This window comes from Kordiimonas marina, from assembly GCF_023006325.1.
Classification (GTDB): domain Bacteria; phylum Pseudomonadota; class Alphaproteobacteria; order Sphingomonadales; family Kordiimonadaceae; genus Kordiimonas; species Kordiimonas marina.
The window spans coordinates 51,681-78,653 of sequence record NZ_JAINDF010000007.1 but is presented as its reverse complement, the minus strand read 5'-3'; the positions used below and the strand labels follow the sequence as shown (position 1 = coordinate 78,653).

Annotated in this window: 26 protein-coding genes; 17 read left to right on the top strand and 9 right to left on the bottom strand. The window is 61.9% G+C overall.

Going from position 1 to position 26,973, the window contains the following annotated elements:
• Positions 1–86 precede the first annotated feature (86 nt).
• Positions 87–1,355, top strand: a complete 1,269-nt coding sequence (locus K6118_RS15530; protein WP_247121406.1) for an NRAMP family divalent metal transporter — start codon at positions 87–89, stop codon at positions 1,353–1,355.
• A gap of 7 nt (positions 1,356–1,362) precedes the next feature.
• Here K6118_RS15530 and K6118_RS15525 read toward each other — a convergent pair whose 3' ends face one another.
• A complete protein-coding gene (locus K6118_RS15525; protein WP_247121405.1) occupies positions 1,363–1,734 on the bottom strand; it encodes a DUF2794 domain-containing protein in 372 nt (123 codons plus the stop codon).
• 182 nt (positions 1,735–1,916) lie between these two features.
• Between K6118_RS15525 and K6118_RS15520 the strand changes: the two genes are divergently transcribed.
• From K6118_RS15520 to htpG, 8 genes are all read left to right on the top strand, one after another.
• Positions 1,917–2,606, top strand: coding sequence for a head GIN domain-containing protein (locus tag K6118_RS15520; protein ID WP_247121404.1), 690 nt, complete (start codon positions 1,917–1,919; stop codon positions 2,604–2,606).
• A gap of 65 nt (positions 2,607–2,671) precedes the next feature.
• Positions 2,672–3,370 (top strand): head GIN domain-containing protein, encoded by a 699-nt coding sequence (locus K6118_RS15515; RefSeq protein WP_247121403.1) that lies wholly within the window; start codon positions 2,672–2,674, stop codon positions 3,368–3,370.
• A gap of 360 nt (positions 3,371–3,730) precedes the next feature.
• Positions 3,731–4,429 (top strand): glutathione S-transferase family protein, encoded by a 699-nt coding sequence (locus tag K6118_RS15510; RefSeq protein WP_247121402.1) that lies wholly within the window; start codon positions 3,731–3,733, stop codon positions 4,427–4,429.
• Between the two features lie 89 nt (positions 4,430–4,518).
• Entirely contained in the window at positions 4,519–5,466 is a 948-nt protein-coding gene (locus tag K6118_RS15505) for an ABC transporter ATP-binding protein (RefSeq protein WP_247121401.1), read from the top strand.
• Entirely contained in the window at positions 5,463–6,200 is a 738-nt protein-coding gene (locus K6118_RS15500; protein ID WP_247121400.1) for an ABC transporter permease subunit, read from the top strand. Before K6118_RS15505 ends, K6118_RS15500 begins: the two co-directional genes overlap by 4 nt.
• Positions 6,200–8,065 (top strand): GldG family protein, encoded by a 1,866-nt coding sequence (locus K6118_RS15495; RefSeq protein ID WP_247121399.1) that lies wholly within the window; start codon positions 6,200–6,202, stop codon positions 8,063–8,065. Before K6118_RS15500 ends, K6118_RS15495 begins: the two co-directional genes overlap by 1 nt.
• A gap of 54 nt (positions 8,066–8,119) precedes the next feature.
• Positions 8,120–9,166: a DUF4340 domain-containing protein gene (locus tag K6118_RS15490; RefSeq protein WP_247121398.1), complete on the top strand. Its 1,047-nt coding sequence runs from the start codon at positions 8,120–8,122 to the stop codon at positions 9,164–9,166.
• Between the two features lie 103 nt (positions 9,167–9,269).
• Positions 9,270–11,168, top strand: coding sequence for a molecular chaperone HtpG (gene htpG, locus K6118_RS15485; RefSeq protein ID WP_247121397.1), 1,899 nt, complete (start codon positions 9,270–9,272; stop codon positions 11,166–11,168).
• 82 nt (positions 11,169–11,250) lie between these two features.
• Here the strand turns inward: htpG and K6118_RS15480 are convergent, their stop codons facing one another.
• From K6118_RS15480 to K6118_RS15465, 4 genes are all read right to left on the bottom strand, one after another.
• Positions 11,251–11,958: a hypothetical protein gene (locus K6118_RS15480; RefSeq protein ID WP_247121396.1), complete on the bottom strand. Its 708-nt coding sequence runs from the start codon at positions 11,956–11,958 to the stop codon at positions 11,251–11,253.
• A 131-nt stretch (positions 11,959–12,089) separates the two neighbouring features.
• A complete protein-coding gene (locus K6118_RS15475; RefSeq protein WP_247121395.1) occupies positions 12,090–13,400 on the bottom strand; it encodes an HlyC/CorC family transporter in 1,311 nt (436 codons plus the stop codon).
• A gap of 28 nt (positions 13,401–13,428) precedes the next feature.
• Positions 13,429–14,547, bottom strand: a complete 1,119-nt coding sequence (aroB, locus tag K6118_RS15470) for a 3-dehydroquinate synthase (RefSeq protein ID WP_247121394.1) — start codon at positions 14,545–14,547, stop codon at positions 13,429–13,431.
• Positions 14,540–15,133 (bottom strand): shikimate kinase, encoded by a 594-nt coding sequence (locus K6118_RS15465; RefSeq protein WP_247121393.1) that lies wholly within the window; start codon positions 15,131–15,133, stop codon positions 14,540–14,542. The genes aroB and K6118_RS15465 overlap by 8 nt, the downstream gene beginning before the upstream one ends.
• A gap of 257 nt (positions 15,134–15,390) precedes the next feature.
• On the opposite strand from K6118_RS15465, the gene K6118_RS15460 reads away from it, so the two are divergent.
• The 4 genes from K6118_RS15460 (at position 15,391) to K6118_RS15445 (ending at position 19,668) form a co-directional block, all read left to right on the top strand.
• The gene (locus K6118_RS15460; protein WP_247121392.1) at positions 15,391–15,531 is read left to right on the top strand and encodes a hypothetical protein; all 141 of its coding nucleotides are present in this window, start codon (positions 15,391–15,393) and stop codon (positions 15,529–15,531) included.
• Positions 15,512–17,647 (top strand): hypothetical protein, encoded by a 2,136-nt coding sequence (locus K6118_RS15455; RefSeq protein WP_247121391.1) that lies wholly within the window; start codon positions 15,512–15,514, stop codon positions 17,645–17,647. The genes K6118_RS15460 and K6118_RS15455 overlap by 20 nt, the downstream gene beginning before the upstream one ends.
• Before the next feature lie 27 nt (positions 17,648–17,674).
• On the top strand, positions 17,675–18,574 hold the full coding sequence (locus tag K6118_RS15450; RefSeq protein ID WP_281500848.1) for a site-specific tyrosine recombinase XerD: 900 nt from the start codon (positions 17,675–17,677) through the stop codon (positions 18,572–18,574).
• Positions 18,575–18,708: 134 nt separating this feature from the next.
• Positions 18,709–19,668, top strand: a complete 960-nt coding sequence (locus K6118_RS15445) for an acetyl-CoA carboxylase carboxyltransferase subunit alpha (RefSeq protein WP_247121390.1) — start codon at positions 18,709–18,711, stop codon at positions 19,666–19,668.
• A gap of 135 nt (positions 19,669–19,803) precedes the next feature.
• Here K6118_RS15445 and K6118_RS15440 read toward each other — a convergent pair whose 3' ends face one another.
• Complete coding sequence (locus tag K6118_RS15440; RefSeq protein ID WP_247121389.1) at positions 19,804–20,091, bottom strand: GIY-YIG nuclease family protein; 288 nt, start codon at positions 20,089–20,091, stop codon at positions 19,804–19,806.
• A gap of 514 nt (positions 20,092–20,605) precedes the next feature.
• On the opposite strand from K6118_RS15440, the gene K6118_RS15435 reads away from it, so the two are divergent.
• The 4 genes from K6118_RS15435 (at position 20,606) to phnE (ending at position 25,668) form a co-directional block, all read left to right on the top strand.
• Positions 20,606–22,447: a ribonucleoside-diphosphate reductase subunit alpha gene (locus tag K6118_RS15435; protein WP_343269991.1), complete on the top strand. Its 1,842-nt coding sequence runs from the start codon at positions 20,606–20,608 to the stop codon at positions 22,445–22,447.
• A gap of 145 nt (positions 22,448–22,592) precedes the next feature.
• Positions 22,593–23,456: a phosphate/phosphite/phosphonate ABC transporter substrate-binding protein gene (gene phnD, locus K6118_RS15430; RefSeq protein WP_247121387.1), complete on the top strand. Its 864-nt coding sequence runs from the start codon at positions 22,593–22,595 to the stop codon at positions 23,454–23,456.
• The gene (locus tag K6118_RS15425; protein WP_247121386.1) at positions 23,453–24,232 is read left to right on the top strand and encodes a phosphonate ABC transporter ATP-binding protein; all 780 of its coding nucleotides are present in this window, start codon (positions 23,453–23,455) and stop codon (positions 24,230–24,232) included. The genes phnD and K6118_RS15425 overlap by 4 nt, the downstream gene beginning before the upstream one ends.
• Before the next feature lie 11 nt (positions 24,233–24,243).
• Positions 24,244–25,668 (top strand): phosphonate ABC transporter, permease protein PhnE, encoded by a 1,425-nt coding sequence (gene phnE, locus K6118_RS15420; protein ID WP_247121385.1) that lies wholly within the window; start codon positions 24,244–24,246, stop codon positions 25,666–25,668.
• Positions 25,669–25,690: 22 nt separating this feature from the next.
• Here the strand turns inward: phnE and K6118_RS15415 are convergent, their stop codons facing one another.
• From K6118_RS15415 to K6118_RS15405, 3 genes are read right to left on the bottom strand one after another with little or no spacing between them, the layout of a single operon-like run.
• Positions 25,691–26,077 carry a hypothetical protein gene (locus K6118_RS15415; RefSeq protein WP_247121384.1) on the bottom strand — a complete coding sequence of 129 codons (387 nt, stop codon included), beginning with the start codon at positions 26,075–26,077 and terminating at the stop codon, positions 25,691–25,693.
• Entirely contained in the window at positions 26,074–26,400 is a 327-nt protein-coding gene (locus tag K6118_RS15410) for a hypothetical protein (protein WP_247121383.1), read from the bottom strand. The genes K6118_RS15415 and K6118_RS15410 overlap by 4 nt, the downstream gene beginning before the upstream one ends.
• 11 nt (positions 26,401–26,411) lie before the next feature.
• On the bottom strand, positions 26,412–26,966 hold the full coding sequence (locus K6118_RS15405) for a DinB family protein (RefSeq protein ID WP_247121382.1): 555 nt from the start codon (positions 26,964–26,966) through the stop codon (positions 26,412–26,414).
• Between the last annotated feature and the right edge of the window lie 7 nt (positions 26,967–26,973).

The following is a 26,973-nucleotide window of genomic DNA, read 5'->3' as shown; positions in this document are numbered from 1 at the left end:
CAAGCCTGCACGAAAGTCTGCTCGACCGCCGCGCATGGGGGTGCTAGCGTGCCGGGCAAAGGGACAGGGAATAGGGAAGAAACCGTATGAAAGAGAATGACGGGAAGGGCTTCTGGCGCTTTTTCGGGCCGGGGCTTTTGTTCGCGGGCGCTGCGGTTGGGACATCGCACTTCGTACAGTCGACCCGCGCGGGCGCCGTGTTCGGTATCGGCCTTCTGTCGGTGGTTATCCTCGCCAACTTTTTCAAATATCCGGCGTTCCGCTTTGGCTCGCACTATGCCGCCGCGACCGGCAAAAGCCTGGTGGACGGCTATAAGAACCAAGGGCGGACGGCGCTTCTGTTCCTGTTTCTCGTGCTGCTGTTCGCGGACGGTTTCGCCATCGCCGCGGTGTCACTGGTAACGGCAGGTATCGTCAAGACTGTGTTCGGTATCGGCCTTGGTATCCTGACGCTGACAGCCGGTGTGATGCTGGTGGCGGCGCTGATCCTCATCCTTGGCCACTATGTCTGGCTGGACCGCTTGAACAAGATTTTCGTCGGGCTGATCACTTTCTGCACGCTTTTGGCGACCGCGATGGCGCTGCCGCATGTGGATTGGTCCTTTTATCCGGCAACCGCGCCCAAGGTGGATGCCAAAACCATGATGTTTGTGGTCGCGCTCGCGGGCTGGATGCCGTCAGCGCTTGAAGCCTCGGTGATGACGTCGCTCTGGACCGTGGCCAAAATGGCGGAAGGCCATGCCGCACCCGGCAAGCGCCATATCGGCCAGGTGCTGACCGATTTTGACATCGGCTATATGGGCACGGCGATCCTGGCAATCTGTTTCGTGCTTCTGGGCGCGGGCGTGCTGCATGCAGGCGGGATAGCGCCTGCCGACACCGCACCCGGCTTCGCCGCCCAAATCATCAAGCTTTATGACAGCACGCTCGGTGCCTGGGCGGCCCCGGTGCTCGGCGGTGCGGCGATTTCGGTGATGTTCACCACCGTCCTCGCTGTGGTCGACGGTGTGACGCGGGTGTTGGTGTCTGCGGGGCTGGCGCTTCAGGACAAGCCGTATGAGCCCGCGGGGCTTGACCGCACGCGGGGCTACCGCCTCGTCATGGTCGGGATGCTGATCGCGGCGATGCTTCTGCTCACCCAGTTCCTGTCCAGCTTCCGGGCCTTCATCGACCTCGTGACCTCAATCGCCTTCCTGACCGCCCCCCTTCTGGCCTGCTTTAACCACCGCGCGGTGTTCGGCGGGGATATCCCCAAGGACATGCAGCCAAGCAAGCTGATGAAGGTCTGGAGCTTCACCGGTATTGCCGTTTTAGTGCTGTTTGCCGGGGTTTATCTGTGTGTGGTGTGGGGCTGAGGTTGGCTCAGTCCACCGCCTTCAGAAGCTGGCGGTCGAAATAGCGCAGAAGCTGGTCCAGCTGTTTGCCGCGCTTCAGCACCTGCCCGTCCATCCCCATGATCCGCCAGGCGCCTTGGGCGCCAGCGTGTGACGGTTCCTTGACGATGCGGTAAAGCGGCATCTCGCTCGCGCGCCGGAAGATAGAGAAAACAGCCATTTTGGGCAGGTGGTCGATGGCATAGTCACACCACTTTCCGGCGGCGACCATGCGGCCATAGACATTGAGGATTTGGGCAAGCTCGGGCCGGATGAAATAAACGCGCTGATCTGCCGACCGGCCCGCCCATTTGGAGGACGGCGTCGCCTGCAACTGATGGATAGATGATATTTCGTCCATGCACTCCTCTTCATGACTATTGTGCTAAAAAAGCGCTCATTTGGCAAGGTTCACGGGGCTTCCGCGCATTTCGGATGCTGAGTCCAGTTGACGAGCAGCATGGTCGGTGCCATATATATCAGGCCGAAATATGTGCAAAAAGACACTGGACGGCACACGACAGACAAAGCGAGGATTATTCCATGAAGACTATTGCAACCCGCAAGATGGGTGTGTTTGCTATTGGCCTGACTGTTGTCGGCCTGGCAGCTTTTCATTCCGTTCCGACCCTGGCCTTCGGCCATGACCATGGTGACAAGGTACACCAGACCCGGGACGTAGCCCCTTTCCACAATATCCGCGTCAAGGGCGGTATTGAGCTCAAGCTCAGCGTCGGTAAGTCGCAATCGGTCGATGTCGCGACCGAGGACGATTATCAGGACAAGGTCAAAACTTATGTCGAGGGCGACACGCTCGTGATCGATATGACCGATGAGGACAAGCACAATATCCACCTGCAGGACGACGAGGTGACCGTAACCATCAACATGGAAAGCCTGAAGGGCTTTGAAGTGCTGGGCGCGGTTGATGGCACCATGGACGGCTTCAAGGGTGGCGATCTTAGTGTTGATATCCGTGGTGCAGCCAACCTGACGATTGAGGGCAGCTGCGACAAGTTCGACCTGGACATCAAGGGTGCCGGCAAAGTGGATGCCGAAGACATGACCTGCAAAGATGTTGACGTCGCGGTGAAGGGTGTTGGTTCGGCCAGCGTTCATGCTAGCGACAGCGTCGATGCCGATGTAAGCGGAATTGGCAAAATTACCGTTTACGGCCACCCAAAAGATGTCCGCAAGGATACCGGTGGCCTGGGGTCGATCCGCATCCGCTAAGGCGGCGTGCGGCCCCCGTATGACTTTCCGACATCCCGGAACAATAAACAGCAGAGGATAGATCCATGAAAAAACTGATTTCCAGCGCCGTGATTGCCACGGCTCTCCTTGGCACCAGCCTGGCGGCTTCCGCCAAAGACACGGCCGAGCAGACCCGCGATGTCCCGGCGTTCGATGCCGTCAAGCTCAAGGGCTCGATGGATGTGAATATCGTTGTGGGCAAGGCCCAGTCGGTGAAGGTGGAAGCCGACAGCGACATCATCGACAAGCTCTATACCAAGGTTTCGGGCGGCAAGCTTGAAATCGGCATGGAGCGCGGCAGCTGGCACCATATCAAGGTGATGAAGGTGACGATCACCGTACCGTCCCTTAAGGCCGCGGGGCTTTATGGCTCGGGCGACCTGATGGTGGACGGCGCCAAGGGTGACGCGTTCGACCTGGACCTCAAGGGCTCGGGCGACGTGGCCTTCCACAACGGCCAGATCGGCAAGTTCGAGCTGGACCTGGCGGGCTCGGGTGATGTCGACCTCGACGGTACCTGTGACCGTATTGATGTTGACCTGGCCGGTTCTGGTGACATCAAGGCCACCAAATTCCAGTGCAAGGAAGCCGATGTTTCCGTGCGTGGGTCGGGTGATGTCAGCGTGTACGCGAGCGAAAAGGCAGACGTCAGTATTGCCGGCTCCGGTGACGTGACCGTTCACGGCAAACCTGGCCACATGAATTCGCGTGTTCGTGGTTCCGGCGATGTGATGATCCGTTGATCACAGCAAGTTGATAGCCTGATTTTCCAAGCATTTTCAAGGGGACCCGGCCTTTTTGGCCGGGTTTTCCGTTGTAAGGGGTGCGCGTAAAAGTTGCCACTTTCTTGCCGCATTTGAGCCCCTAGTCCGCCTTAATGCGGGCAGAGGGTAAGACCGTTGGCCTCGACTGGCCCGGCTGCTCTGCGAAGCGCTGAACCCCTAGCCCCCTCATCTTCGCACTGTCCCTCAGCCGGGCCAGTTTCTATCTGGGGCCGATATCCCGGACCGTTTTCTGGTCCCGCTTTCACCAATTGAGGCTCGACAGCCAGGCACCCACAGGGCAGGCTTTGTCTGAGCAATATGACGGCAAGGGAGATATTTATGCGGCAGCTTTTCGAATTGTGCGGCGCGGACCGCGACGTGCGTTACAGCCCTTACACATGGCGCGTTCGCCTGTGTCTTCTCCATAAGGGGCTCGATTTCGAAGGTGTTCCGCTCAGGTTTTTGGAAAAGGAGCCGCTTGAACCGGCAAATTCCAAGACTGTGCCGGTCCTGAGGGACGGCGATACCTGGGTTAAAGACAGTTTCGACATCGCGCTTTATCTCGACCACACCTACCCTGAAAAACCGCTGTTTGGTGGTGCCATTGCCGAGGGGCAGGCGCGGGTGCTCAACGCCTATCTGGACCGGACGGTCCTCAACCCCATCTTTCCGATGATTATCGCCGATATTGTCGGCCTTCAGGATGCCGGGAATGCGGCCTATTTCCGCGAAAGCCGGGAACAGCGCCTGGGCGCGACGCTGGAGGACCTGCAGGCCGGACGGGAGCAGGCAGTGACGGCTTTCCGCAAGACGCTATCGCCGATCCGGGCGGCCCTGAAGGCGCAGCCGTTCCTGTCGGGCAATGCCCCGGCCTGGGCCGACTATGCCCTGATGGGGAATTTCATGTGGGCGCGGATTGCGTCCCCGTTCGAGCTTCTGGAGCCGGACGACCTTATCGCCGGGTGGCGTTCCAGGATGCTCGATCTATATGACGGGCATTGCCTGAAGGCCAAGCTCGGTCACTCAGGCGCGGCATAAGGATCGGTCCTTGCCTTCATGCGGCGCAGGTTCTATCAAACGGGATCAGTATAAAACAATGACAGGCACGACCTCGGGGGAAAATTCGTATGGATGTGCTTCTGGAAGCTGAGGCGCTTAGCAAGCATTTCGGTGAGTTCCGCGCAGTGGACGGTATTTCGCTTTCTGTGAAGAAAGGCGAAGTGCTCGGGTTTCTGGGCCCGAACGGTGCCGGTAAAACCACGACGATGAAAATGCTGACCGGGTTCCTGGCACCCACCGCCGGGGTTGCCCGCGTGTGCGGTGACGTGGTGACCACGGGCAATGTCGCCGCGCGCAGGCGTATCGGCTATCTGCCCGAAGGTGCGCCGCTTTATGGCGAAATGGACGTCCGGGATTTCCTGATGTTCGTTGCCGCCAGCCACGGTATCGCCAAGGCCGAGCAGCTGGATGTGGTTGAAAGCGCGGCTGCTGCCGTTCATCTCGGCAGCGTGATGGACCAGCGGATCGAAACCCTGTCCAAAGGCTACCGCCGCAGGGTCGGGCTCGCGGGTGCCATATTGCACGCGCCGGATGTGCTGATCCTCGATGAACCGACGGACGGGCTGGACCCGAACCAGAAGCATGAAGTCAGACGCCTGATCGAAGCCATGTCGGTTGGCCGCGCTATCATCATTTCCACCCATATTCTGGAAGAAGTCGACGCGCTCTGCCACCGCGCGGTCATCATCAACCGTGGCCGTATCGTCGCGGACGGCACACCGTCGGACTTGAAGGCACGGTCGAAATACCGCAACGCCGTTACCATGCTGGTGCCGCAGGAAACCGCCGAGAAGGCCGCGTCCGCCATCAAGCGCATCAAGATGGTCGCCGGTGTCGAGGCGGCAAGCGAAGGGGACCATATGCGTCTGACCGTCATCCCGCGCGACAATATGGACATCGCCGATTCCATCGGGGATATCGCTGCCGTCAGCAATTGGCAGGTCAGCCAGTTCTCGGTCGACCCTGGCAGGCTGGACGACGTGTTCCGGCAAGTGACGGAAGGAGGGTCAAGATGAGCGTGGTCCGTACCGTATTCGCCCGCGAATTCGCGAGCTATTTCTCCACCCCCGTCGCCTATGTCTTCCTGGTGATTTACCTGATCATGCAGGGGATGTTCACCTTCTATGTCGGCCATTTTTACCAGCGCGAGCAGGCGGACCTCGTCTCCTTCTTCGCCTACCAGCCATGGCTTTACCTGTTCCTGATGCCCGCCATCGCCATGCGGCTGTGGGCCGAGGAACGCCGGAGCGGCACGTTTGAGCTGTTGCTCACGCTGCCGATCCCCCTGGGTGCCACCGTGATCGGCAAATATCTGGCCGCCGTGGCGTTCGCGGGCGTGGCGCTCCTACTCACCGCCCCAATCTGGATCACGGTCAACTGGCTCGGCTCGCCCGACAATGGCGTGATCATCACCGGCTATGTCGGTTCGCTCCTTCTGGCGTCGGCTTATCTCGCCATCGGTGCCGCCCTGTCGGCGACGACCAAGAACCAGGTGGTGGCCTTCATCCTGTCGGTTGCCGTGTGCTTCCTGTTCCTGGTCTCGGGCCTGCCGATGGTGCTGGATGCCTTCTCAGGCTGGGCCGGGCATCAGATTGTGCTGACCATCGCCAACTTGTCCTTCCTTACCCACTTCAACAATCTCCAGAAAGGTGTCGTCTCCCTGGCGGACGTGGTCTATTTCGCCGCGGTCATCGCCTTGTGGCTCTGGATCAATGCCCTGGTGATTGAAAGCAAGAGGGAGGCAGGCTGATGTCTAACCCCACGACCAAATTCATGGCCCGACCGGGCGTGCAGATCGTCCTCGCGGTCATGTTGTTCCTGTCGCTGACGGTGTTGATCGACCGTTATATGCGCGGCACCCAGCTCGACCTCACGGAAGAAGGGCTTTATACCCTGTCGCCGGGGACGGAAAAGATGCTCGGCAATCTGGACGAGCCGGTCACGCTCAAATTCTATTTCTCGCGTTCGCTCGCGGCCGCTTACCCGCAGCTCCTCAGCTACGGCAAGCGGGTGGAGGATCTGCTCCGCTCGTTCGTCTCGGCGAACCCGGACAAGGTGCGGCTGTCGGTCATCGACCCCGAACCTTTCTCGGAAGCCGAGGATGATGCCGTGGCGGCGGGGCTGAAGGGCGTGCCGCTCGGGGATGGCTCCACGCTTTACCTCGGCCTCAAGGCGACCAACACCACCGACGGCGAGGGCGATATCGCCTTCTTCGCGCAGGACCGGGAAAAATTCCTCGAATATGACATCGTCAAGCTGATTGCCGGGCTCGACCACACGGGCCGCAAGAAGCTGGCGCTGCTGACCACCTTGCCGATGCAGTATGGCGAAGGCGGCCCGCAGGCGGCGATGCAGGGGCAGTCCCAGCCCTATGTCATCTATCAGCAGCTGAAGGAATCCTATGATGTCCAGATGCTGCAGCCGGACTTCAAGGCGCTGCCGAAGGACACCGATGTCCTGATGGTCGTGCAGCCGCCGCAGTTAAGCGACGACCAGCTTTATCAGATCGACCAATATGTGCTGAAGGGCGGTCGGGCGCTGGTGTTCCTTGACCCGCATTCCGAAGCGGCGAACCCGCGCGCGACCACGCCGAACGCGTCTTCGCTCGGCCCGCTCCTGAAGGCCTGGGGCGTCGATATGCCCGAAGGCAAAGTGGTGGGCGATGCCTCCCTGGCCCAGCGGGTCCAGATGGGCGGCTACAGCTCCGACCAGGTGAAGGACTATGTCTTCTGGCTGTCGGTCATCAAGGATTTCCTCGCGCAGGATGACGTGGTCACCGGCGCGGTGAGCAACCTGAACATGGCCACAAGCGGGGTGCTTGAGCCCATCAAGGGCGCGACCACCAAGTTCCAGCCGCTGGTCCGCACCAGTACGGCGTCGATGCTGTATGATGCCAAGCGCGCGGTCGGCATGCCGGACCCGGATATGCTGCTGCGCGGCATGAAGCCGAGCGGGAAATCCTACGTGCTGTCGGCACGGGTTTCCGGCCCCGCCAAGACCGCTTTCCCGGCGCGGGTCGCCAAGGAAGGGATGCCACAGAAGGACCCGGCGGTCGCCAGTGGCAACATTAATCTTGTCGTCACGGCCGATACCGACCTGTTCGATGACCGCTTCTGGGTGCAGCTCCAGAACCTTCTGGGTCAGCGCATTGTCGTGCCGATTGCCGGTAACGGCAGCTTCATCCTCGGCCTTGTCGATAATATGACCGGCTCGGACGCGCTCATTGGCCTGCGTGGCCGCGGCATTTCCAAGCGGCCGTTTGAGGTGGTTGAGCGTATCCGTCAGGACGCGGAGACCAAATATCTCGCCCAGGAACAGACGCTGCAGAAACGCCTGAATGAGACCGAGGACAGGCTCAAGAACCTGGAATCGCAAAAGCCGGGGGACACCAGCGTGCTGTCGCCTGACCAGGAACAGGAAATGGCGTCGTTCCGGACCCAGCTTCTGGAAACGCGGAAGCAGCTTCGGGCGGTCAAGCACAGCCTGAGGCGCGAGATCGAGCATCTCGGCTCGGTGCTGGCGGTAATCAATATCGCGCTGGTGCCATTCCTTATTGTTATTTTCGCCCTCGTTAGGGTACAGCTCAGGCGCCGTCGCAGGCGGCATCAGGCGTAAGCCTGTGTGCCGCCCGGCAGCGGGGCAAAGTCAGGACCAAGGTAAGAGCAAGGCATGTCTGAAAGACTGACCAACATTCTCGGATATCTCACCCTTTTCGCTGTTCTGGCCGCGATCTGGGTTCTCTTCGGCGAAGACCCGACGCTGGACCAGGGCGCGCGCGGTGAACATACGTTCGCGGCCCTCGACAAGCATATCAATGACGCGACCGAGCTTGACCTGAAGGCAGGCGATAAAGCGGCGGTGATCAAGCAGGGGAAGGACGGCTGGGTAGTCACCGAGCGGGACAATTACCCCGCTGACATGACGAAGCTTGTCGGTGTCCTGCGTGGGATGGCGCTGTCTAAACGGCGCGACCCGAAAACCGACAATAAGGACCATTTCGACCGCATCGGCCTGGGCAAGAAAGCGCTTGCCATCACGCTCAAGGGCAAGGACGGTAAGACGCTGGCCCAGTTCGACATGGGCACGCGCAAGGATGGTGCTGACGGCCGCTCGCTCACCTATATCTACCAGGAGAAGGACACCCGCGCCTGGCTGGTCACGGGGCTGGCGGACGCCAAGGCCGACCCGGTCTGGTGGCTTGACACCCGCGTGCTTGACCTCGACGAAAGCCGTTTCGCCCAGCTGAAAATTGGTGATGCCACGCTGACGCGGCCGCTGGGCTCGGAAGACTTCACGCTTGAAGGCCTCAAGAAGGGCGAGAAAACCGCCCCGGTGTGGGAGCTTCGGGAACCGTCCCGCGCGCTCGCCTACCTGTCCGTCACCGATGTCCGCAAGATTGCGAACCCGCTGATGGACCCCAAGGGCAAGGTGGTTGCCACCACCCATGACGGGCTCACGCTCACGCTGACGCTTTACAGCATGGACGGCGGCACCTGGGCGCAGGTTGCGGCTAGTTTTGACGCCAAGGCGCGGGAAGAAGGCAAGGCCGGGGAGCTCAAGGGCGCGCCTGTGGACGGCGCCAAGGAAGCCGCTGACATCAATGCGCGGACCACCGGCTGGCTTTACCGTCTGTCGGACCGCACGGGTGAGCTTTTGACCCGCTCGCGCAAGGATTTTCTGGAAGCCAAGACGGACGCGGCGAAAAGCGGCTCTTGAACCGGCGGTTTAACTTCCTAAATTCAGGACAGCAATTTTTGGGCGGGCACAGCCGTGCGCGCCCAAACAGCACAGGTGCAGGTATCAAGTACAAGAGGGACCAATGGCTGACGTAAAAACGGAGAAAATGGGGTTTGAGGCTGAAGTATCGCGCCTCCTTCACATGATGGTGCATTCGGTTTATTCCGAACGCGAGATTTTCCTGCGGGAGCTGATTTCGAACGCCTCGGATGCGTGCGATAAGCTCCGCTATGAAGCGCAATCCAACACCGCGCTGATGGAAGACGGCACCGACTTCGGCATCACCATAACCGCCGACAAAAAGGCCAAGACCATCACGGTGGCCGATAACGGCATCGGCATGAACCGGGATGACCTGATCAGCCACCTGGGCACCATCGCCCGCTCCGGCACCGCCAAATTCATGGACCAGCTGACCGGCGACAGCAAAAAAGACATGCAGCTCATCGGCCAGTTCGGCATCGGTTTCTACTCGGTCTTCATGGTCGCGGACAAAGTGGTGGTCACCACGAAACGGGCCGGGGAAAGTGAAGCCTGGGCCTGGGAAAGCGGCGGCGAAGGCACCTATGAAATCAGCCCGGCCCAGAAAGATGGCCGCGGCACTGAAATCTGCCTGCATCTCAAGGACGATGCCGACGAATATCTCGACCAGTTCCGCCTCAGGAAAGTCGTTACCACCTACAGCGACCATATCGCTGTGCCGATCACGCTGGCCGCCGTCGGAGGCGATGACAAGGACAAGGGCGCTGAGGAGCCCCAGGTCGTCAACGAAGGCTCAGCCATCTGGACCCGTCCCAAGTCCGAGATCACCGATGATCAGTATAAGGAATTCTACCATCACGTCGGCCACGCCTTCGATGAGCCGGCGCTCACGCTGCACTATAAGGCCGAGGGCATGCAGGAATATACCGTACTCCTGTTCGTGCCGACCCAGCAGCCGATGGACCTGTTCGACCCCGCCCGCAAAGGCAAGGTGAAGCTGTATGTCAAACGCGTCTTCATCACCGAAGACAGCGAAGACCTGCTGCCCGGCTGGCTCCGCTTCGTGCGCGGCGTGGTCGACAGCCAGGACCTGCCGCTCAACATCAGCCGCGAAATGCTGCAGAACAACCCGACGCTCCAGCGCATGTCGAAGGCGATCACCAAGAAAGTGCTGGCCGAGTTCGAAAAGCTCGCGGACAAGGACGAGGAAAAATTCCTCGCGCTTTGGGGCCAGTTTGGCGCCGTCCTCAAGGAAGGCCTCTATGAGGATTTCGAGCGCCGCGAACAGCTGCTGAAGCTGGCGCGCTTCCGCTCCACCGGTACCGACGGCTGGACCAGCCTGGCTGACTATGTCGCGCGCATGAAGGACAAGCAGTCCGCCATCTATTATGTCACCGGGCCGGATGAAAAGTCGGTCGCGCGCAGCCCGCAGCTTGAAGGCTTCAAGGCCAAGGGTATCGAAGTGCTGCTGCTCTCTGACGCGGTCGATGATTTCTGGCTCCAGATGGTGACGGACTTTGACGGCAAGCCGTTCAAGTCGATCACCCGCGGCGCCAGCGACCTCAAGGATATCGCCGGCGAAGACAAGGATGCCGACAAGAAGGACAAGGCCACCGAAGGCGCGATGACCACGCTCATCACCATGATGAAGCAGGTGCTGGGGGACAAGATCAAGGACGTGCGCCCGTCCGACCGCCTGACCGAAACCGCCGCCTGTCTCGTCGCGGATGACAGCGGTATGGACATGCATCTTGAGCGCATCCTCAAGGCCCATAACCAGATCGACGCCGTCACCGCCAAGGTGCTGGAGATCAACCCGTCCCACGCGCTTATCCGCAAGCTGGCCGACAAGGCAGGCGACAAGGGCGCGGTTGATGCGCTCTCGGACGATGTGTGGCTGATCCTCGACCAGGCCAAAATCCTTGAAGGCGACCCGCTCGAAGATCCTGCCGCCTTTGCCCGCCGCTTGTCCGCGGCGATGGAAAAAGGCCTCGTGTAAGCGAGGGATCAGCCTTCAACTGAATGAGAAAAGGCGGGCCACGATGCCCGCCTTTGTCGTTTATGAGCCTGTGCCGTCCAGATTACTTGGAAGCGGGCGGCGCGAACTTGTCCGCCGGGACATCGGCGAATTTGTAGGATGCCAGATGAAGCCGCGTCTCATGCCCGCCGACTGACTGAGTGATGTCCACACCAACCCAGACTTTGTCCATGAGCTTGTAGCGTTTGACCTCGCCAACGAAAGCCTGGCCCTGGTCGGTGCCTGTCATCCGCTGCAGCTTATGGTCTTTGGCATCGAGCCAGAAGTCGACAGGGTCGCAGCCTTCCGGCGTGATGGTGACGACGTCATAAGTTTCGCCGTTCGCGTCCTTCTTGCCCTGATAGGCGAAGTCGGCCGGGAAGCGGCCCGGATAGAAATAGCCGCCAACGGTGAGATAAGCGGTCAGCTTGGCGCTGGCGATGCCTGCGGGCGAGGTGTCGGTGCGCACCTTGCCGTCGGGGCCCATCATCCAGGCTTGCTTGCCGTCGAAGCCGTGGGTGAAGGTGGCACCGCCGCGTGTCATTTGGCTAACGCTCCTGAGCGCATGAAGGTCACCCCAGGTTTCATACGTGGCGGCATGGTCGCCCTGGCCGAGAGCCCCGGTTTCATGGAACCCCTTTGGCGCATCGAGCGCGGCACCGCCCATGGCTTCCTTCATCTGGGCCATCAGGCGGGTGCCTGCCTCATCGGCATGGGCGGACGTGAATGAGACTAAAACAAGAGACAAGGCAAAAAGGCCAGATCGCAGCATAGTAAATCTCCCCCTACTAAGCGAAATGGAAGGGTGCCGACGATAATCGCCGCCAACACCCAAGCTGGTATCTGGACAGCCAATAGGGGCAAATTTGAGGCGCAGGTTTTTCGCCGCGAAGGCCGGATAGGTCAGGCCTTGCCGGGTTTCGGCAGTTTTTTGACCCTCAGGCCCGTGATCTGGTTGCGCCTGCGTGCGGTCACCTCGAAGCGGAAGCCGTGGAAGGTGTAGCTCTTGCCGACAATCGGGATGGTCTCGGCTTCATGGATCACCAGCCCCGCGATGGTGGTGGCCTCATCGTCCGGCAGGTGCCAGTCGAACATACGGTTGAGGTCCCGGATCGTGACCGTGCCTTCCACCTGCACGCTGCCGTCCGGCTGCGGCTGGACACCGGGGACCTCGAAGTCATGCTCGTCGGCAATATCGCCAACGATTTCCTCCAGAATATCCTCCAGCGTCACCAGCCCCTGGATGGCACCATATTCATCCACCACCAATGCGAAGTGGATCTTGCGGTCCAGAAAGGCGTTCAGCTGTTCCTTGAGGCTGGTTGTCTCCGGCACGAACCAGGGCTTGATCATGATCCGGCGCACATTGAAGCGCTGCACCTGGCCGCCCGCCCGGCGGAACGCGCGCAGCACGTCCTTGGCATGCAGCACGCCGACGATGTTTTCCGGGTCGCCGTCATAAACCGGCAGCCGGGTGAAGGGGCTTCTGACCACGGTGGTGATGATGTCATCGGCCGGGGCGTTCACATCGACCGCCTGCATGTTCTTGCGGTGGATCATCACGTCTTCGATGGTGACGTCGTCGAGGTCGAGGATGCTGCCCAGCATCCTTGTGTCTTCCTTGACGAGGCCGCCTTCGGCGCGGTGCAGCTCGATGGTGCCCCGAAGCTCATCATGTGCGCTCAGGACCGATTGCACGTTCGAGATATCGATACCGAAAATCCGCAAAGTCAGCCGGACGATCGACTGCACCAGGGCCACCACAGGCGCGAACAGGAACACGATGATGCGGATGAACCCAGCGACCGAAAGCGCGGTCCGGTCCGGGTTGGCGATCGCGTAGGACTTGGGCAGCACTTCCGAGAAAATCAGCACCAGCCCCGTCATCACGGCGGTGGCGATATAAACGCCGCTGTCCCCCAGGATATGGAGGAACAGGCTGGTCGCCATGGCTGATGCCAGGATGTTGACGAGGTTGTTGCCAAGAAGGATGGCGCCGATCAGCCGTTCGGGTTCATCGGTCAGGCGGGAAACCCGCTCGGCCCGCTTGTCGCCCGCCTTCGCCATATGGTGGATGCGTGCCCGTGACGAAGCCGTCAGCGCGGTTTCCGAGCCGGAGAACAAGCCGGACAGGCAAAGGAGGATGAAGATGATCCCTGAGGTCACCCAGAATTCGGTGTCGAACAGGCTTTCGCCCGCATGTACCGCGTCCATGACAATAAGCTCCTATCTCGCCGCGCTTTTAACCGGCGAGGGAATCATGCAGAACCGCGCGCACAAGATCAAGGTCCACGCCTTTCACCGTCCGTGCGCCGCCAATGGGGCCGAGGACGAAAACGATCTCGCCGGCGTCGACCTTCTTGTCCTGCGCCATATGGGCAAGGAGCGTGTCGGCATCAAGGGGCTTGTCGATCTGGCTCGCGCGGCCGCGCATGTTTACCGTGGCCAAATGGGCGAGATAGCGCTCAAGGTCGCTTGCGGGCGCAAGGCCGAGCCGGGCGGAAAGGTCGAGCGCCATCGCCATGCCGATTGCCACGCCTTCGCCGTGCAACAGCGTGCCGTCATACCCGCATTCGGCTTCGAGCGCGTGGCCGAACGTGTGGCCGAGGTTGAGGAGTGCGCGTTTGCCGCTCTCAAATTCATCTTCAGCGACGATGCGGGCCTTGGCTTCGCAGCTTTTCTGGATGGCATAAGCCTGGGCCGCGCGGTCGCCGGTCCTGAGGCGCGCACCGTTCTCTTCCAGCCAAGCGAAGAAGGCCGGGTCGTCGATCAGGCCGTATTTCACCACTTCGGCATAGCCGGCCTGCAGCTCGCGCGCGGGCAGGGTGTCCAGGAAGGCGAGGTCGATGATCACCCGCTTCGGCTGGTGGAAGGCGCCGACGAGGTTCTTGCCATACGCCGTGTTGATGCCGGTCTTGCCGCCCACGGAACTGTCCACCTGCGCCAGCAGGCTGGTCGGCACCTGGATGAAATCCATCCCGCGCCTGAGAACGGCAGCCGCGAAGCCGGTAATGTCGCCGATGACACCGCCGCCGAGGGCGATGAGCGCATCCTTGCGCTCGATATTGAGGGCGAGCAGGCTATTCGTTAACTCACCGAAACGGTCCCAGCTTTTGGTGGCTTCGCCGGCGGGCAGGATGACGCTGTCGGCCGTGATGCCTGCAGCCTCAAGCGACGCTATGGCCGCGTCCAGATACAGCGGGGCGACATTCTCATCGGTGACGACGGCGACACGCGGGTGCTGGATCACCGGGCGGACGAGGTCGCCCAGGCTCGCCAGCAGGCCTTCGCCGATCAGGATATCGTAGGACCGGTCGCCGAGCGGCACATGCACGGTGGCGGGCTTTTGCGGGTCAGCCATGGACGGTCCCTTGCTGCTGCTCGGCCCTGAGCGTGTCGATGATCGCGGTCACGACATTCTCATGCGGCCCGGCGCCGGAGGCAACCTTGAGGTCGGCCTGGGCATAGAAGGGTTCGCGCTCGGCCTTCAGCCGGGTCAGGATCGCACGCGGGTCGCCCTGCTTCAGAAGCGGGCGGGTATCACGCCTGCTGGTGCGTTCGACCAGCACGTCGATATTGGCCTCCAGCCAGATGGACAGGCCCTCATCCTTGATCAGCGTGCGGGTTTCATCATTGACGAAAGCGCCGCCGCCGGTAGCCACCACCTTGGGCTTGCCGTCCAGAAGCCGGGCGATCACCCGGCGCTCGCCCGAGCGGAATTCCGCTTCGCCGAAATTCTCGAAAATCTCGGCCACAGACATGCCGGCGGCCTTTTCGATCTCATGGTCGCTGTCGACGAAGGGGAGGCCGAGCCTGCGGGCAAGCCGCCGTCCGACCGTGGTTTTACCCGCGCCCATCAGGCCGACAAGCACGATGGTACGGCCAGTCCAGGCAAGTGCCGGGGCCATGCTATCGTCTTCATCGGGCTGTTTTGCGTTTCGCGACATAGATGCCTGTTTATACGGGCGCTTTGGCGCTGCCAACGCTTTTATCTGAAACAGTTGCTTCCGTTCCATAATTCCGCCCCAAAAGCGGGTAACGCTGCGGACCTTATCGTGCCTGCGGGGTGTGGGGCCGGTGAACCCTTCTGTGATGGTTCGCGACGGGTTCTTGGGCTGGACTTGGGAATGTGTGCATCCTATAACACGGGCAGGCAGGGGCCCGCAGAGGGTATCGCGGGCGTCTTGGAAAATAAGGATTGTTCATGTCGAAACTGACAAAATTTCTGCTGGCACTCGGCGCGCTTGTGATCGTGGGTGGCGGTATCTTCCTGATGACCTGGGACATTCCGGCGCCGTCCGCGGAAGTCACCAAGACCCTGAGCAATGACCGTTTCCCGTCCTGATAGCGGGCATCTTCTGTCCCGGCGTCTGAGGACGCGCGCCCGGCTGTTTGCGTCGGTTGCCGCGCTGTCGCTGATGGTGCCGATGGCTGTGTCCGCGCAGGACCAGACACCCAAACCCGCGGAGCCGCAAAAGCCGGTCGTGCAAACGCCCGCGGTGCAGGATCCGGACAAGCCGAAAGAAACCTATTTCCTCGGCGGCACCCCGAAACCCAAACGCCAGGAAGGCCCGGCGATCGGGGCGCCCAAGAGCATCCTGCCGAAACCTTTTGTGGCCCCCGGCAGCGTCAAGGTTCCGCCCGCGCCGGCTTCCGCGGCCACGCCGGATATGGCGGCTGCGGGACAAGCCCAAACCGCGGATCAGCAGGCAGGTCAGCAAACCGGCCAGCCCCCTGTGCAGGATCAGGCCGTAGCCCCCGCCCAGGCGGAGACGGAAACCGGTACCCCGATCAGCGACGAACCGCTCGTTGAAGGCTCGCTCTCCACGCTCGACCCGTCCGGCGTTTCGGTGCTGTCCGGGACTGTCGCAGACGGTACCCAGCCTGTTGCAGCTGCAACAGTTGTCGGGTATCCGGCGACTTTCTGGCAGGGCTATAGCCGTTCCCAGGTTGAAACCGCGCTCAAGGCGGTCGTGAAGGCCGCCGCGTCACCTGAATCGCGTCAGATCGCAGACCGGCTCGTGCGCTCGCCGATGGCGTTGCCCGCGCCGCAAAATGATGCGGACATCACCAGCTTCATCGCCACCCGGCTCGACCTTCTCGAACAGCTTGGCGATGTCGATGGCTATGTCGCGCTGATCGATGCATTGCCGAAGGGCCGGGACTGGACTGCGCTTGCCCGGCACATCACCAATGCCGACCTCCTCGAAGGCCGGTTGCCGGATGCCTGCTCCCGCGCTGAAGCCGTCCGCGCGACCGACAGCAACCCTTACTGGGTGCGCATGGCCGCCTTCTGTCATGCCGCGAACGGCGACCGCACCGGCGTCGATTTCCAGCTCGGTATCCTGGAGGAAGTCACCAAGGTCCCGAAATCCTTTTACCAGCTTATGGACCGTATCCTGGTTGAGGCCGAACAGCCGAAGGGCACGGTGCTGCCGCCCGCGTCCGCGCTGGGTGAGCCCCTGCGCGTCGACCTTCTGGAAATGGCGATGGCCCGGCTTGCCAAGGTCAAGGTCGCGGCGCTGTCGCTTGAGGATGTCAACCCGCTGGCGGTGCATGGCACGCTGGCGCTGCCGGGCGTCGACCAGGGCGCCAAGGCCGACCTGATGTCGCTGGCGCTTCAGAAGGGCTGGGTCGGTGGCCAGGCCTTTGCCGATTTCGCGCGCGCCTTCCAACCCACCGATGCCGACCGGGCCGAGCTTACGGGTGAGACCGAAGGCGACCAGTTCATCACCGATGTTGTGTTGGCCCACACGGCGGCGACCGCGGCGAATGCCCCGGACCGTGTTGCGGCGCTCAAGAAAGCATGGGACCGGGCCGTCCGGGTTGAACGGGTGCTCGCCGAAGCGCCGGGCCTCTACCGGCTGACGGCCGATATGATCGCGTCCCCCGATGACGGCGCGGCGGCGCCCGCGCTTGCGCGTGCGGCGATGCTCGATCGTGCCAACCCGGAAAAGGGCGGCTGGTTCCGCCTGATGCGCGCCACGCCCCAGGATGCCGAAGGCCAACTGGGTGATGCGCTTATCAATACCTGGCCGCTGATGCTGGTGGCGACGGGGGATAGCTCCCTGCCGCCCATCACGCTCGACCGCCTGCACAGCTGGTGGCTGGCACAAGGGAATGAGCCGACCCGCTTTGGCCGCGCGAGCCTGATGTTCACCATCCTCGATGCGCTCGGCTACACGGTGCCGGATACCGCCTGGAGCTGGCTTGAGGCCGGGGACGTCCATACCGAACATACGGCACCGTCCGCCGCCATCTGGCGCCGGCTTCTGGTCGCCGGGGCCGAAGGCAACAAGCCGCAGGTGCTGGAGACCGCGCTCAAGCTCATCTCCGACGGGGGTCCGTCGGCGGTGTCGCCCGCGCTTGCAGGCTCGCTGATCGCGACGCTGCGGTCGGCCGGGTTCGAGAAGGAAGCCCGGGCGCTGGCCACTGAAATGCTGGTGGCCTGGGGCCTTTAGGGCGGCTTTAGAGGGGCTTTAAGCGCCATGGCGGATGCCGCGCTCATCGATGGGTTCCTGGAGATGCTGGCGGCTGAGAAGGGCCGCGCCAAAAACAGCCTCATGGCCTACAGGCGTGATCTGGATGATTTTCGTGAAACCAGTAATGCCAAGCTTGAAAGCGCCACGGCTGAGGATATCCGCGCCTATCTTGCGGACCTGCACGCCCGTGGCATGAAGCCGGGCACAGTGGCGCGCCGCCTGTCCGCGCTCCGGCAGTTTTACCTGTTCCTCTATTCGGAGGGCATCCGCACCGACAACCCGGCCAAGAATATCGAAAGCCCGCGCATCGGCCAGCCGCTGCCCAAGGTGCTCAGTGAGGCGGATGTCGACCGGCTTCTCGATACCGCAGCCGAGCAGGCCGAAAGCGGCAAGGTCGCCGACCTGCGCCTCCATGCCTTGATGGAAACGCTCTATGCCACGGGCCTGCGCGTGAGCGAGCTTGTCACGCTGCCGCGCCGCGCGGTCGGGCCCGATACCGCGCTGATCATGGTCACCGGCAAGGGCGGGCGTGAACGGATGGTGCCCCTCGGCACCAAGGCGCGGCAAGCGCTGATGGCTTATATCCAGTCGTTAGATGCATCCGATGGGAGCCCGAGCAAATATCTGTTCCCGTCAAGCGGCAAGGAAGGCTTCCTGACCCGCAGGCGCGTCGGGCAGTTGATGAAAGACCTGGCGGTGGCGGCAGGTGTCATGCCGTCAGCGCTCAGCCCGCACAAGCTCCGCCACGCGTTTGCGACCCACCTTCTGGCCCACGGGGCGGACTTGCGCGCGGTCCAGCAGATGCTGGGCCATGCTGACATTTCGACGACGCAGATTTACACCCATGTGCTGGAGGAACGGTTGAAGAGCCTGGTGCTGACCAAGCACCCCCTCAGCGAAACCTAAGGAAACCGTAGCGGCAGGGGCGATAACACAAAGCCTTGACAGCGGGGGCGACTTCAAGGATTTTGCGCCCGTTGCAGAAACGTGTTTAACTCACCGTTATGCAAGACAAGCCGAACAAGACGGAAGCGCCGAATATGATGACATTTCTTGAGTTTGAGAAACCGATCGCCGAACTTGAAGGCAAGATCCGGGAGCTCAGAAGTTTCCACCGCGGCGGGTCTGGCGATGTCGATATATCGGCAGAAGTCGGCCAGCTCGAAGGCAAGCTCGGCAAACTCCTCAAGGAAACCTACGCGGGGCTGACGCCCGCGCAGAAGATGCAGGTCGCCCGCCATCCGGAACGCCCGCACTTCAAGGATATCGTCGGCCACTTGTTTGAAGATTTCACGCCGCTGGCGGGTGACCGCTGCTTCGGCGAAGATGAAGCGCTGATGGGCGGCCTTGCCCGTTTCCGCGGTGAAGCCTGCGTGGTCATGGGCCACGAAAAGGGCTCGGACACCGAAAGCCGTATCCGCCACAATTTCGGCATGGCGCGGCCCGAAGGCTACCGCAAAGCCATCCGCCTCGTCGAGATGGCGGACCGTTTCGGCCTGCCGGTGCTGACGCTTGTGGACACGTCTGGTGCTTACCCCGGTATTGGCGCTGAGGAACGCGGCCAGGCCGAAGCCATCGCGCGGTCGACCGATGCCTGCCTTGCGGCGGAAGTGCCGGTTGTCACCTGTATCGTTGGTGAAGGCGGGTCGGGCGGCGCTGTCGCCATCGCGGCCGCCAACCGGGTGCTGATGATGGAACATGCCATTTATTCGGTGATCTCGCCGGAAGGCTGTGCCTCGATCCTGTGGCGCACCGGCGACAAGGCGACCGAAGCAGCCACCGCGCTCAAGATCACGGCGCAGGACCTTTTGAAACTTGGCGTGATCGACAGCATCGTGTCCGAGCCGCTCGGCGGTGCCCACCGGGACCCGGAGCGCGCGATGAACATGCTGGGTGATGGCCTCGAAGGCGCACTCAGGGACATGGCCGGCATGGACGGCGCGCGGCTGAAGATGCTCCGCCGCGACAAATTCCTCGCCATGGGCGACAAGACGCTCTGATCCTGCTTTTTCTCTAATCGTCATTCGCCGGCTTGACCGGCGAATCTAGATTAGAGCGGGGTATTTCCGGTTCAGAAGAACGATCCTAGACCTGCCGGTCAAGTCGGCGGGTGACGATATGAGAACGACTGGCCTTCAGCCGCATATCCGATCATAGAGGTCGGCCCAGTCCGGGTTTTCCTCCTCGATTAACGCGATTTTCCAATCTCGGTTCCATTTTTTCAGACGCTTTTCACGGCTTATGGCCATTTCTGCTGTTGCGTGTACCTCAAACCATACGAGGCGGGTCACGTCATATCGCTCCGTAAAGCCTTTAAAGACATGGCTCTTATGTTCCCACACCCGGCGAACCAAATCATTTGTCATGCCGATATAGAGGGTACCCTTGCGGGCACTTGCCATGATGTAGGTGTAATATTGCATGTGGATAGGGTGATGTTCCTGGATCCGCCGGTCAAGCCGGCGGATGACGAAAGAAGGTAGATATCACATCAAAGCCCTGTCACCGAGCGGTCATAAAAAAGCGGTTAAATATGTCCCAGCACGGACCGCTCAGGACGCCACAAGGCCTTGTGGCGATGCGGTCGTGCGAATCATTGAATTATGGGCCTTTAGCCCCCGCTATCTCCCTCAACGGGCAGAATTCGGGCGGGTGCACGCGGCGTCGCGTCACTAGATATTGTAGGCGAACCAACAAGTTTACACTTTATCTTGACGACCCCGGCCGCTCGGGCCTATCTTTTAGACCTTGCCGATTGAAGGACGACTCGTACGGGGGATGTCGGGCGGTCGTTCTGGCAAGTACCTGAAAACAAACGAAAAAGTTGAAGCGTTCGACTTTTGTTCTTTTCTCGGGCACACTCCGATATTCCTCGGTTGGTGTTTCCCGAAACGAAGAAGGAGTCAGCGCCACAAGGATAAGGCTGGTTAGGGAGATATGGGCACCATGTTTGAAGTCACTCATTTCGAACACGGCGGCGCGGTTGAAATTGACCGCAGCCGGGACGCGCTCTTGACGGAATTCGGCAAGGCGACACTCGAAGACCGCTATTTGATGCCGGGCGAGTCCTATCAGGACCTGTTCGCACGGGTAGCGTCCTATTATGGTGACGACAAAGCTCATTCGCAGCGCCTGTATAACTATATCTCAAACCTGTGGTTCATGCCCGCGACCCCCGTCCTGTCGAACGGTGGCACCAACCGCGGCCTGCCCATCAGCTGCTTCCTCAACGAAGCCCAGGACAAGCTTGAAAGCATTGTCGGCCTGTGGACCGAAAACGTCTGGCTCGCCTCCAAGGGCGGCGGTATCGGTTCCTACTGGGGCAACCTGCGTTCGATCGGCGAAACCGTCGGCGGTGTTGGCAAGACCAGCGGCATCATTCCGTTCGTCCGGGTGATGGACAGCCTGACGCTCGCCATTTCCCAAGGCTCGCTCCGCCGTGGTTCGGCCGCCATCTACCTGCCGATCAACCACCCGGAAATCGAAGAATTCATCGAGCTCCGCCGCCCGACCGGCGGTGACCCGAACCGCAAGACGCCGAACCTGCACCATGGTATTCTCGTCTCCGACGCCTTCATGCGTGCGGTTGAAAATGATGAGGAATGGGCGCTTCTGAGCCCGAAGGACCAGCATGTGGTGCGTACGGTTTCGGCGCGCGGGCTTTGGATCCGTCTCCTCACCGCCCGGGTTGAAACCGGTGAGCCCTATATCATTTATTCCGACACCGTGAACCGCCAGATGCCGGAGCATCACAAGCTTGCGGGCCTGACGGTCAAGACCTCGAACCTGTGCGCGGAAATCACGCTGCCGACCGGCCTTGACCACCTGGGCAACGAGCGTACCGCCGTGTGCTGCCTCTCCAGTCTCAACCTTGAGAAATACATGGAGTGGAAGGACAATAAGGAATTCATCCCCGACGTGATGCGCTTCCTCGACAACGTGCTGCAGGACTTTATCGACCGCGCACCGGACGAGATGAAGAAGGCCCGTTATTCGGCCATGCGCGAGCGTTCGGTCGGTCTCGGCGTCATGGGCTTCCACAGCTTCCTGCAGGACAATATGATCCCGTTCGAAAGCGCCATGGCCAAAGCCTGGAACAAGAAGATTTTCAGCCACATCAAGGCGGAAGCGGACCGTGCCTCCGAAGCGCTGGCGTATGAGCGCGGGCCGTGTCCGGACGCCGCCGACTATGGCATCATGGAGCGTTTCTCCAACAAATCGGCGATTGCGCCGACCGCGTCCATCTCCACCATCTGTGGCGGTGCGAGCCCGGGGATCGAGCCGATTGCCGCCAACAGCTATAACCAGAAGACGCTGTCGGGCAACTTCATCGTCCACAGCCGCGCGCTGACCCGGCTTCTGGAGGAAAAAGGCCAGAACACCGATGAGGTCTGGACCTCGATCACGGTGAACGAGGGCTCGGTCCAGCATCTGGACTTCCTGACCGAAGACGAAAAAGCCGTGTTCAAGACCGCGTTCGAGCTGGACCAGCGCTGGGTGGTCGAACTGGCCGCCGACCGCGCGTGCTATATCAGCCAGGCGCAGTCGGTGAACATCTTCCTGCCGGCGAACGTGCACAAGCGTGACCTGCACCAGATCCACTATCAGGCCTGGAAGAAGGGCCTCAAGAGCCTCTATTACTGCCGCTCGAAATCGATCAAGCGGGCCGAGGTGGTGGCGACCGGGTCGACCCAGCGGACTGCGCCTGTCGAGGTGCAGCTTGAACTCGCGGCGGCGCCAGCAAGTACCGATTATGAGGAATGCCTCGCCTGCCAGTAAGGCGGGGATGCCCACCCAAGTATTTCGCCCGGCGGCCCGATGATAGGACCGCCGGGCGTTTCATTTTCAGCGCTTTGAAGCTGGCCCTTCCAAGTGGCCGGAACATCGGGTATGGAGAACGCGCACAACCTAAAAGGAGCTGACTTTGTCCCAGATTATCCGGCTTGCCGGCGCGCTTGGCGCCCTCATGATGGCATATGTAACCCCCATGGCCGCGCAGGCCGCCCGTGCCGAAGAGCCTCTCCGTGTTGGGATGATCCCCGACGCGGGCGCGACGCAGGTCTCGATCGAGGAGAAGGCGCCGCTGCAGAAATATCTCAGCGAAAAGCTGGGCCGCCCGGTCAAGCTCATCATTCCGACCAACTATAACGCCACCGTTGAGGCGCTCGGGAACGGCTCGCTCGATATCGCCTACCTCGGCGGCCTCACCTACGTGAAGGCGCACGCGCGCTATGGTGCCGTGCCCCTGGTGCAGCGGGATATTGACCGCCAGTTCCATTCGCTGTTCATCACCGGTGTGGGGAGCGGCATCACCAAGCTCGCTGACCTCAAGGGCAAGACCTTCTGCTTCGGGGATATCAACTCGACCAGTGGCCACCTGATACCGGAACTGATCCTGCATGACGCGGGCCTCAATCCCAAAACCGACTTCAAGGGCTTCCGCTACACCGGCAGCCACCCGGCGACTGCGCAGGCCGTGGCGGCGGGCATCTGTGCCGCGGGCGCGATCGATGAGTCTGTGTTCCATGCGCTCGTGAACGGCGGCAAGATCGGGAAAGACCGCGTGAAGGTCTTCCTCAAAAGCCAGCCGTTCGCTGACTATGTCTGGGCCGCGCGTAAAGACCTGAAGCCGGACGTCCGGGAAGCTTTCGCGGCGGCGTTCCTCAGCCTGAAACCGGGCCTGGACGATGCCGTCCTCAAGATCCTGCGCGGCACCAAGTTCGAGCGCGCGAGCGATGCCTCCTACCAGGGTGTCGCCAAAACAGCCAAGGCGCTGGGGCTCGAATGACACACACGCCTGACATGAGCGAGCGGGACGGTGCCGCCGGTGCGGACGCGCCGCTCCTCTGTCTTGAAGACGTTTCGGTCGCGCCTTCGGACGCGGCCGACCCTGTCCTGAGTAGGGTCTCGCTTGAGGTCCGTGCGGGCGAATGCATCGCGCTTGTCGGGGCGTCGGGGGCGGGGAAAACCACGCTCCTCCGCACCATCGGCACCTTGCTGCCGGTGCGGGCGGGCCGCCTGACGGTTGCGGGGCAGGAACCTTCGGCGCTTTCGGAAGCCGACCTTCGGGCATTGCGGACGCGCATCGGGCTCATCACCCAAAGCCACGATCTGGTGGACAGCCTGCGTGTTGACAAGAATGTCATGGCCGGGGCGCTCGGCCGCTGGACGAATGTTCATGCGCTGCGGTTTCTCCTGTGGTCGAAAGACGAGGAACTGGCCGAAGCCAGGGCCGCGCTTGAGGCCGTCGGCATCGCCGACAAGCTGATGAACCGTACCAGCGCGCTTTCGGGCGGGGAGCGGCAACGGGTCTCGATCGCCCGCGCGCTTATCCAGGCGCCCGCGCTTCTGCTGGCTGATGAGCCGGTCGCCTCGCTCGACCCCGAAACGGCGGAAGATGTGCTGGCGCTTCTGACCAGCCTCGCCCGGGCGCGGGGGATGGCGCTGATCACCTCGCTGCACCAGCCGGAGCTGGCGGAACGCTTCTGCGACCGCATCGTCGAGGTCGCGGGCGGCACGGTGACCGAAAGGCCCCGGCTCGTGACCGCGGGTCAAAGCGCGTAAAGGCGGCCCCGATGTCGGAAACGCTGACCCTGCTGGCCTCCTTTTTCCCGCCGGACCTCAAGCCGTCCTACCTGGCCGCTCTTGTGCCCGCGTTTCTGGAGACGCTCGGCCTTGTTTTTGGCGCCATGACGCTGGCGACGCTGTTCAGCCTGCCGCTGGCGCTTGCCGTCAGTATGCGCATACGCGGCGCCGGGCTTCTGATCCACGGCCTGTCGGTCTTCCGCGCGGTGCCGGATCTCACGCTCGCCATCCTGTGCGTGATCGCTTTCGGGCTCGGCCCCGGTGCCGGGCTGGTGGCGCTCGTTCTCTATTACACTGCGGCGATGTCGAAGGTCTTCGCCGACCTGTTGGAGACCGCGCCGCGTGGCCCGGTTGAGGCACTGGCGGCGACCGGCGCATCCCGGCTTCAGGTCGCGCTTTATGGCCTTCTGCCGCTTACGCGCGCCGACCTGTTCAATTATGGCGCCTTCGCCTTCGAATGCGCGCTCCGCTCCTCCGTCATCGTCGGCGCGGTCGGCGGCGGCGGTATCGGCACCGAACTTGTCGGCTCATTGGCCGGGTTCGATTTCCAGCGCGCGACCACGCAAATCCTGATGCTGGTGCTGCTGATCGCGGCGCTCGACCGCCTCGCCGATTGGGCCCGCAACCACCCACGGGCACTGGTCGGCCTTATCCCCTTCGGGCTGATGGCCGCCTGGTGGTGCCGCCCCGAATTTTTCGCGCTCGGCCATGCCTTCCATGTGCTGGGGGACATGCTGCCGCCAAGCCTGCCCACGGATGCGCTCCAGGACCTGCCGCGCCTGGTGCTTGAGACGCTCTGGATGGCGGTTGCAGGCACCCTCGGTGCTGCCATCATCGGCCTGATCGCCGGGCTTGGCGCGTCGCGCCGGGTGTCGCCCGCGTGGCTGGTTTTTCTTACGCGCCGGATTTTGGAGCTGTTGCGCACCATCCCCGAGGTGGTGTGGGGCCTGGTGATCGTGGCGGTCGCCGGTATCGGGCCTGTGGCCGGGGCTTGGGCGCTTGGCCTCCATACGTTCGGGACCTTCGGCCGCCTGTTCGCCGATACGCTCGATCATGTGCCGGAAGCGCCGGGCCGTGCGATTGCCTCCACCGGGGCGTCGCGGCTGATGGTCGGCCTTTATGCTGTCCTGCCGCAGTCCCTGAAGCCGGTGGCGACCCACTTCCTGTTCCGGCTGGAATGGAACCTGCGCATGGCCACGGTTCTCGGCCTTATCGGTGCGGGCGGGATCGGCCAGGCGCTTTATGAGGCCCAGCAGCTGTTCTTCTACCGCCAGGTGATGGCCTATATTCTGGTGACCGCCGTGCTCATCCTGGCGTTCGACCGCCTGAGCCGGTCCCTTCGCGCCCGCCTCAACCGCACCGGCGGTGCCGCCGTCAGCACCGGTTGCCTGCCGAGCCCTGCCGCCGCTTTATAATACTTGGCGATACCCGGACGCGTTACAGGACCGGTGCTAGCGCCATGTCCGGCTTGGTCATGGCTGTGACAAGCGCGAGGGCGACGGCGGCGAAAAACGACGCCAGTATGCGCGGCCGCCCCGTACGGCCTGTTACAAACAGGACCGCTGCGGCTCCTGCGTTCGAGACAAGGCCCATCAGTGCCACGCCCCAGGGGAAGACCCCGCTTTCCGCCACTGGAATGCCTGCGCCGTAGCCGACGAGAAGCGCGGTGATGGCGATACCGTACAGTCTGAAAATTGCAGTGACCTGACCGCTGATACCCATGGTCGCCGCCAGCTTTTCCGCGGGCAGGAACAGGAAGGGCACGGCGACCATGAGCGCGGTGACGGTGATCTTGATGCTGAGAAGGAGGGTGAGGAAGGTCATGGGTTCATCCTTTCGGGTTCGGCCGGGGCCAGCGCTTCATTATTCACGACAAGGAGGGACTGGAAAAAGCGGATCGTCGGGGCGACACCGTATTTCCGGCGCACATGGGCATGCCAGGTATCGCTGTAGAAGTTGGTCGCATCTTCGAGCGAGCGCCAGAAATAGACGGCGCCGACCGTGCGGCCGTCGAGCGACCGGATATAGGATTTGCGCAGGAGGTCCTGCCGCCCTTCATAGAGGCGGGAGTTGGCGTGAAACAGCGTCTCCGCGGCTTCCGGGCTCAGCGGTTCGGCAAGCTCGAACTGAACGGTTGCGATAATCATGAAGCGTTTCCTCAGGCCATCTGTTTCGGGGTAAAGGCGAAATAGTCGGGCGCTTTGCCCGCCAGCATGCGCACGAGCATATCCAGGTTGCCGAGGTGATAGCTCCTGTGTCCCCAGGTGGCCCACAGGAAGCCCATCACGCTCCATTCGGTGTTGTCGCCCGCGAAGGTGATGCGCCTCTGAAGCTGCGCCGGGCTGAAGGCCGCGAGGAGCGCCATGCATTCATCATGGAGCGCGGCGCAGTTGGCGATGAAATCACCGCTGAGCGCCGCCTGAAAGGCATTCATGTCGGTCGGCAGCTGCAGGGTGGCGCCGTCCGTACAGTCCTTGAGGGTGCCAATCCAGAACCGGTCTGCGATGGCCATATGGACATAGAGCGTCTTGATGCTGGCGTGCCTGAGGCGCGAGCCGAAATGGATGCCGCCGTCGGTGGGCGGGGTCCATTCCAGCCGTGCGGGCGGGGCGGCCTCGATCCACAACCGGGCTTCGGTGACGAGCCGGTCAAAGAGGGTGGTGAAACGGTCGAATTCAGCTGTGACGCCGAGGTCGCTTTTGAGGGTTGTCATCCTGCTG

What these genes read in the sequence shown, in the direction of transcription:
- K6118_RS15405 (WP_247121382.1), bottom strand. Translation starts at nt 26,966, where the DNA reads ATGACAACCCTCAAAAGCGACCTCGGCGTCACAGCTGAATTCGACCGT.
- K6118_RS15490 (WP_247121398.1), top strand. Translation starts at nt 8,120, where the DNA reads ATGTCTGAAAGACTGACCAACATTCTCGGATATCTCACCCTTTTCGCT.
- K6118_RS15525 (WP_247121405.1), bottom strand. Translation starts at nt 1,734, where the DNA reads ATGGACGAAATATCATCTATCCATCAGTTGCAGGCGACGCCGTCCTCC.
- K6118_RS15410 (WP_247121383.1), bottom strand. Translation starts at nt 26,400, where the DNA reads ATGATTATCGCAACCGTTCAGTTCGAGCTTGCCGAACCGCTGAGCCCG.
- K6118_RS15475 (WP_247121395.1), bottom strand. Translation starts at nt 13,400, where the DNA reads ATGGACGCGGTACATGCGGGCGAAAGCCTGTTCGACACCGAATTCTGG.
- K6118_RS15505 (WP_247121401.1), top strand. Translation starts at nt 4,519, where the DNA reads ATGGATGTGCTTCTGGAAGCTGAGGCGCTTAGCAAGCATTTCGGTGAG.
- K6118_RS15445 (WP_247121390.1), top strand. Translation starts at nt 18,709, where the DNA reads ATGATGACATTTCTTGAGTTTGAGAAACCGATCGCCGAACTTGAAGGC.
- K6118_RS15440 (WP_247121389.1), bottom strand. Translation starts at nt 20,091, where the DNA reads ATGCAATATTACACCTACATCATGGCAAGTGCCCGCAAGGGTACCCTC.
- K6118_RS15510 (WP_247121402.1), top strand. Translation starts at nt 3,731, where the DNA reads ATGCGGCAGCTTTTCGAATTGTGCGGCGCGGACCGCGACGTGCGTTAC.
- K6118_RS15465 (WP_247121393.1), bottom strand. Translation starts at nt 15,133, where the DNA reads ATGTCGCGAAACGCAAAACAGCCCGATGAAGACGATAGCATGGCCCCG.
- K6118_RS15435 (WP_343269991.1), top strand. Translation starts at nt 20,606, where the DNA reads ATGGGCACCATGTTTGAAGTCACTCATTTCGAACACGGCGGCGCGGTT.
- htpG (WP_247121397.1), top strand. Translation starts at nt 9,270, where the DNA reads ATGGCTGACGTAAAAACGGAGAAAATGGGGTTTGAGGCTGAAGTATCG.
- K6118_RS15520 (WP_247121404.1), top strand. Translation starts at nt 1,917, where the DNA reads ATGAAGACTATTGCAACCCGCAAGATGGGTGTGTTTGCTATTGGCCTG.
- K6118_RS15415 (WP_247121384.1), bottom strand. Translation starts at nt 26,077, where the DNA reads ATGACCTTCCTCACCCTCCTTCTCAGCATCAAGATCACCGTCACCGCG.
- K6118_RS15515 (WP_247121403.1), top strand. Translation starts at nt 2,672, where the DNA reads ATGAAAAAACTGATTTCCAGCGCCGTGATTGCCACGGCTCTCCTTGGC.
- aroB (WP_247121394.1), bottom strand. Translation starts at nt 14,547, where the DNA reads ATGGCTGACCCGCAAAAGCCCGCCACCGTGCATGTGCCGCTCGGCGAC.
- K6118_RS15425 (WP_247121386.1), top strand. Translation starts at nt 23,453, where the DNA reads ATGACACACACGCCTGACATGAGCGAGCGGGACGGTGCCGCCGGTGCG.
- K6118_RS15455 (WP_247121391.1), top strand. Translation starts at nt 15,512, where the DNA reads ATGACCGTTTCCCGTCCTGATAGCGGGCATCTTCTGTCCCGGCGTCTG.
- K6118_RS15480 (WP_247121396.1), bottom strand. Translation starts at nt 11,958, where the DNA reads ATGCTGCGATCTGGCCTTTTTGCCTTGTCTCTTGTTTTAGTCTCATTC.
- phnE (WP_247121385.1), top strand. Translation starts at nt 24,244, where the DNA reads ATGTCGGAAACGCTGACCCTGCTGGCCTCCTTTTTCCCGCCGGACCTC.
- K6118_RS15450 (WP_281500848.1), top strand. Translation starts at nt 17,675, where the DNA reads ATGGCGGATGCCGCGCTCATCGATGGGTTCCTGGAGATGCTGGCGGCT.
- K6118_RS15500 (WP_247121400.1), top strand. Translation starts at nt 5,463, where the DNA reads ATGAGCGTGGTCCGTACCGTATTCGCCCGCGAATTCGCGAGCTATTTC.
- K6118_RS15495 (WP_247121399.1), top strand. Translation starts at nt 6,200, where the DNA reads ATGTCTAACCCCACGACCAAATTCATGGCCCGACCGGGCGTGCAGATC.
- K6118_RS15530 (WP_247121406.1), top strand. Translation starts at nt 87, where the DNA reads ATGAAAGAGAATGACGGGAAGGGCTTCTGGCGCTTTTTCGGGCCGGGG.
- K6118_RS15460 (WP_247121392.1), top strand. Translation starts at nt 15,391, where the DNA reads ATGTCGAAACTGACAAAATTTCTGCTGGCACTCGGCGCGCTTGTGATC.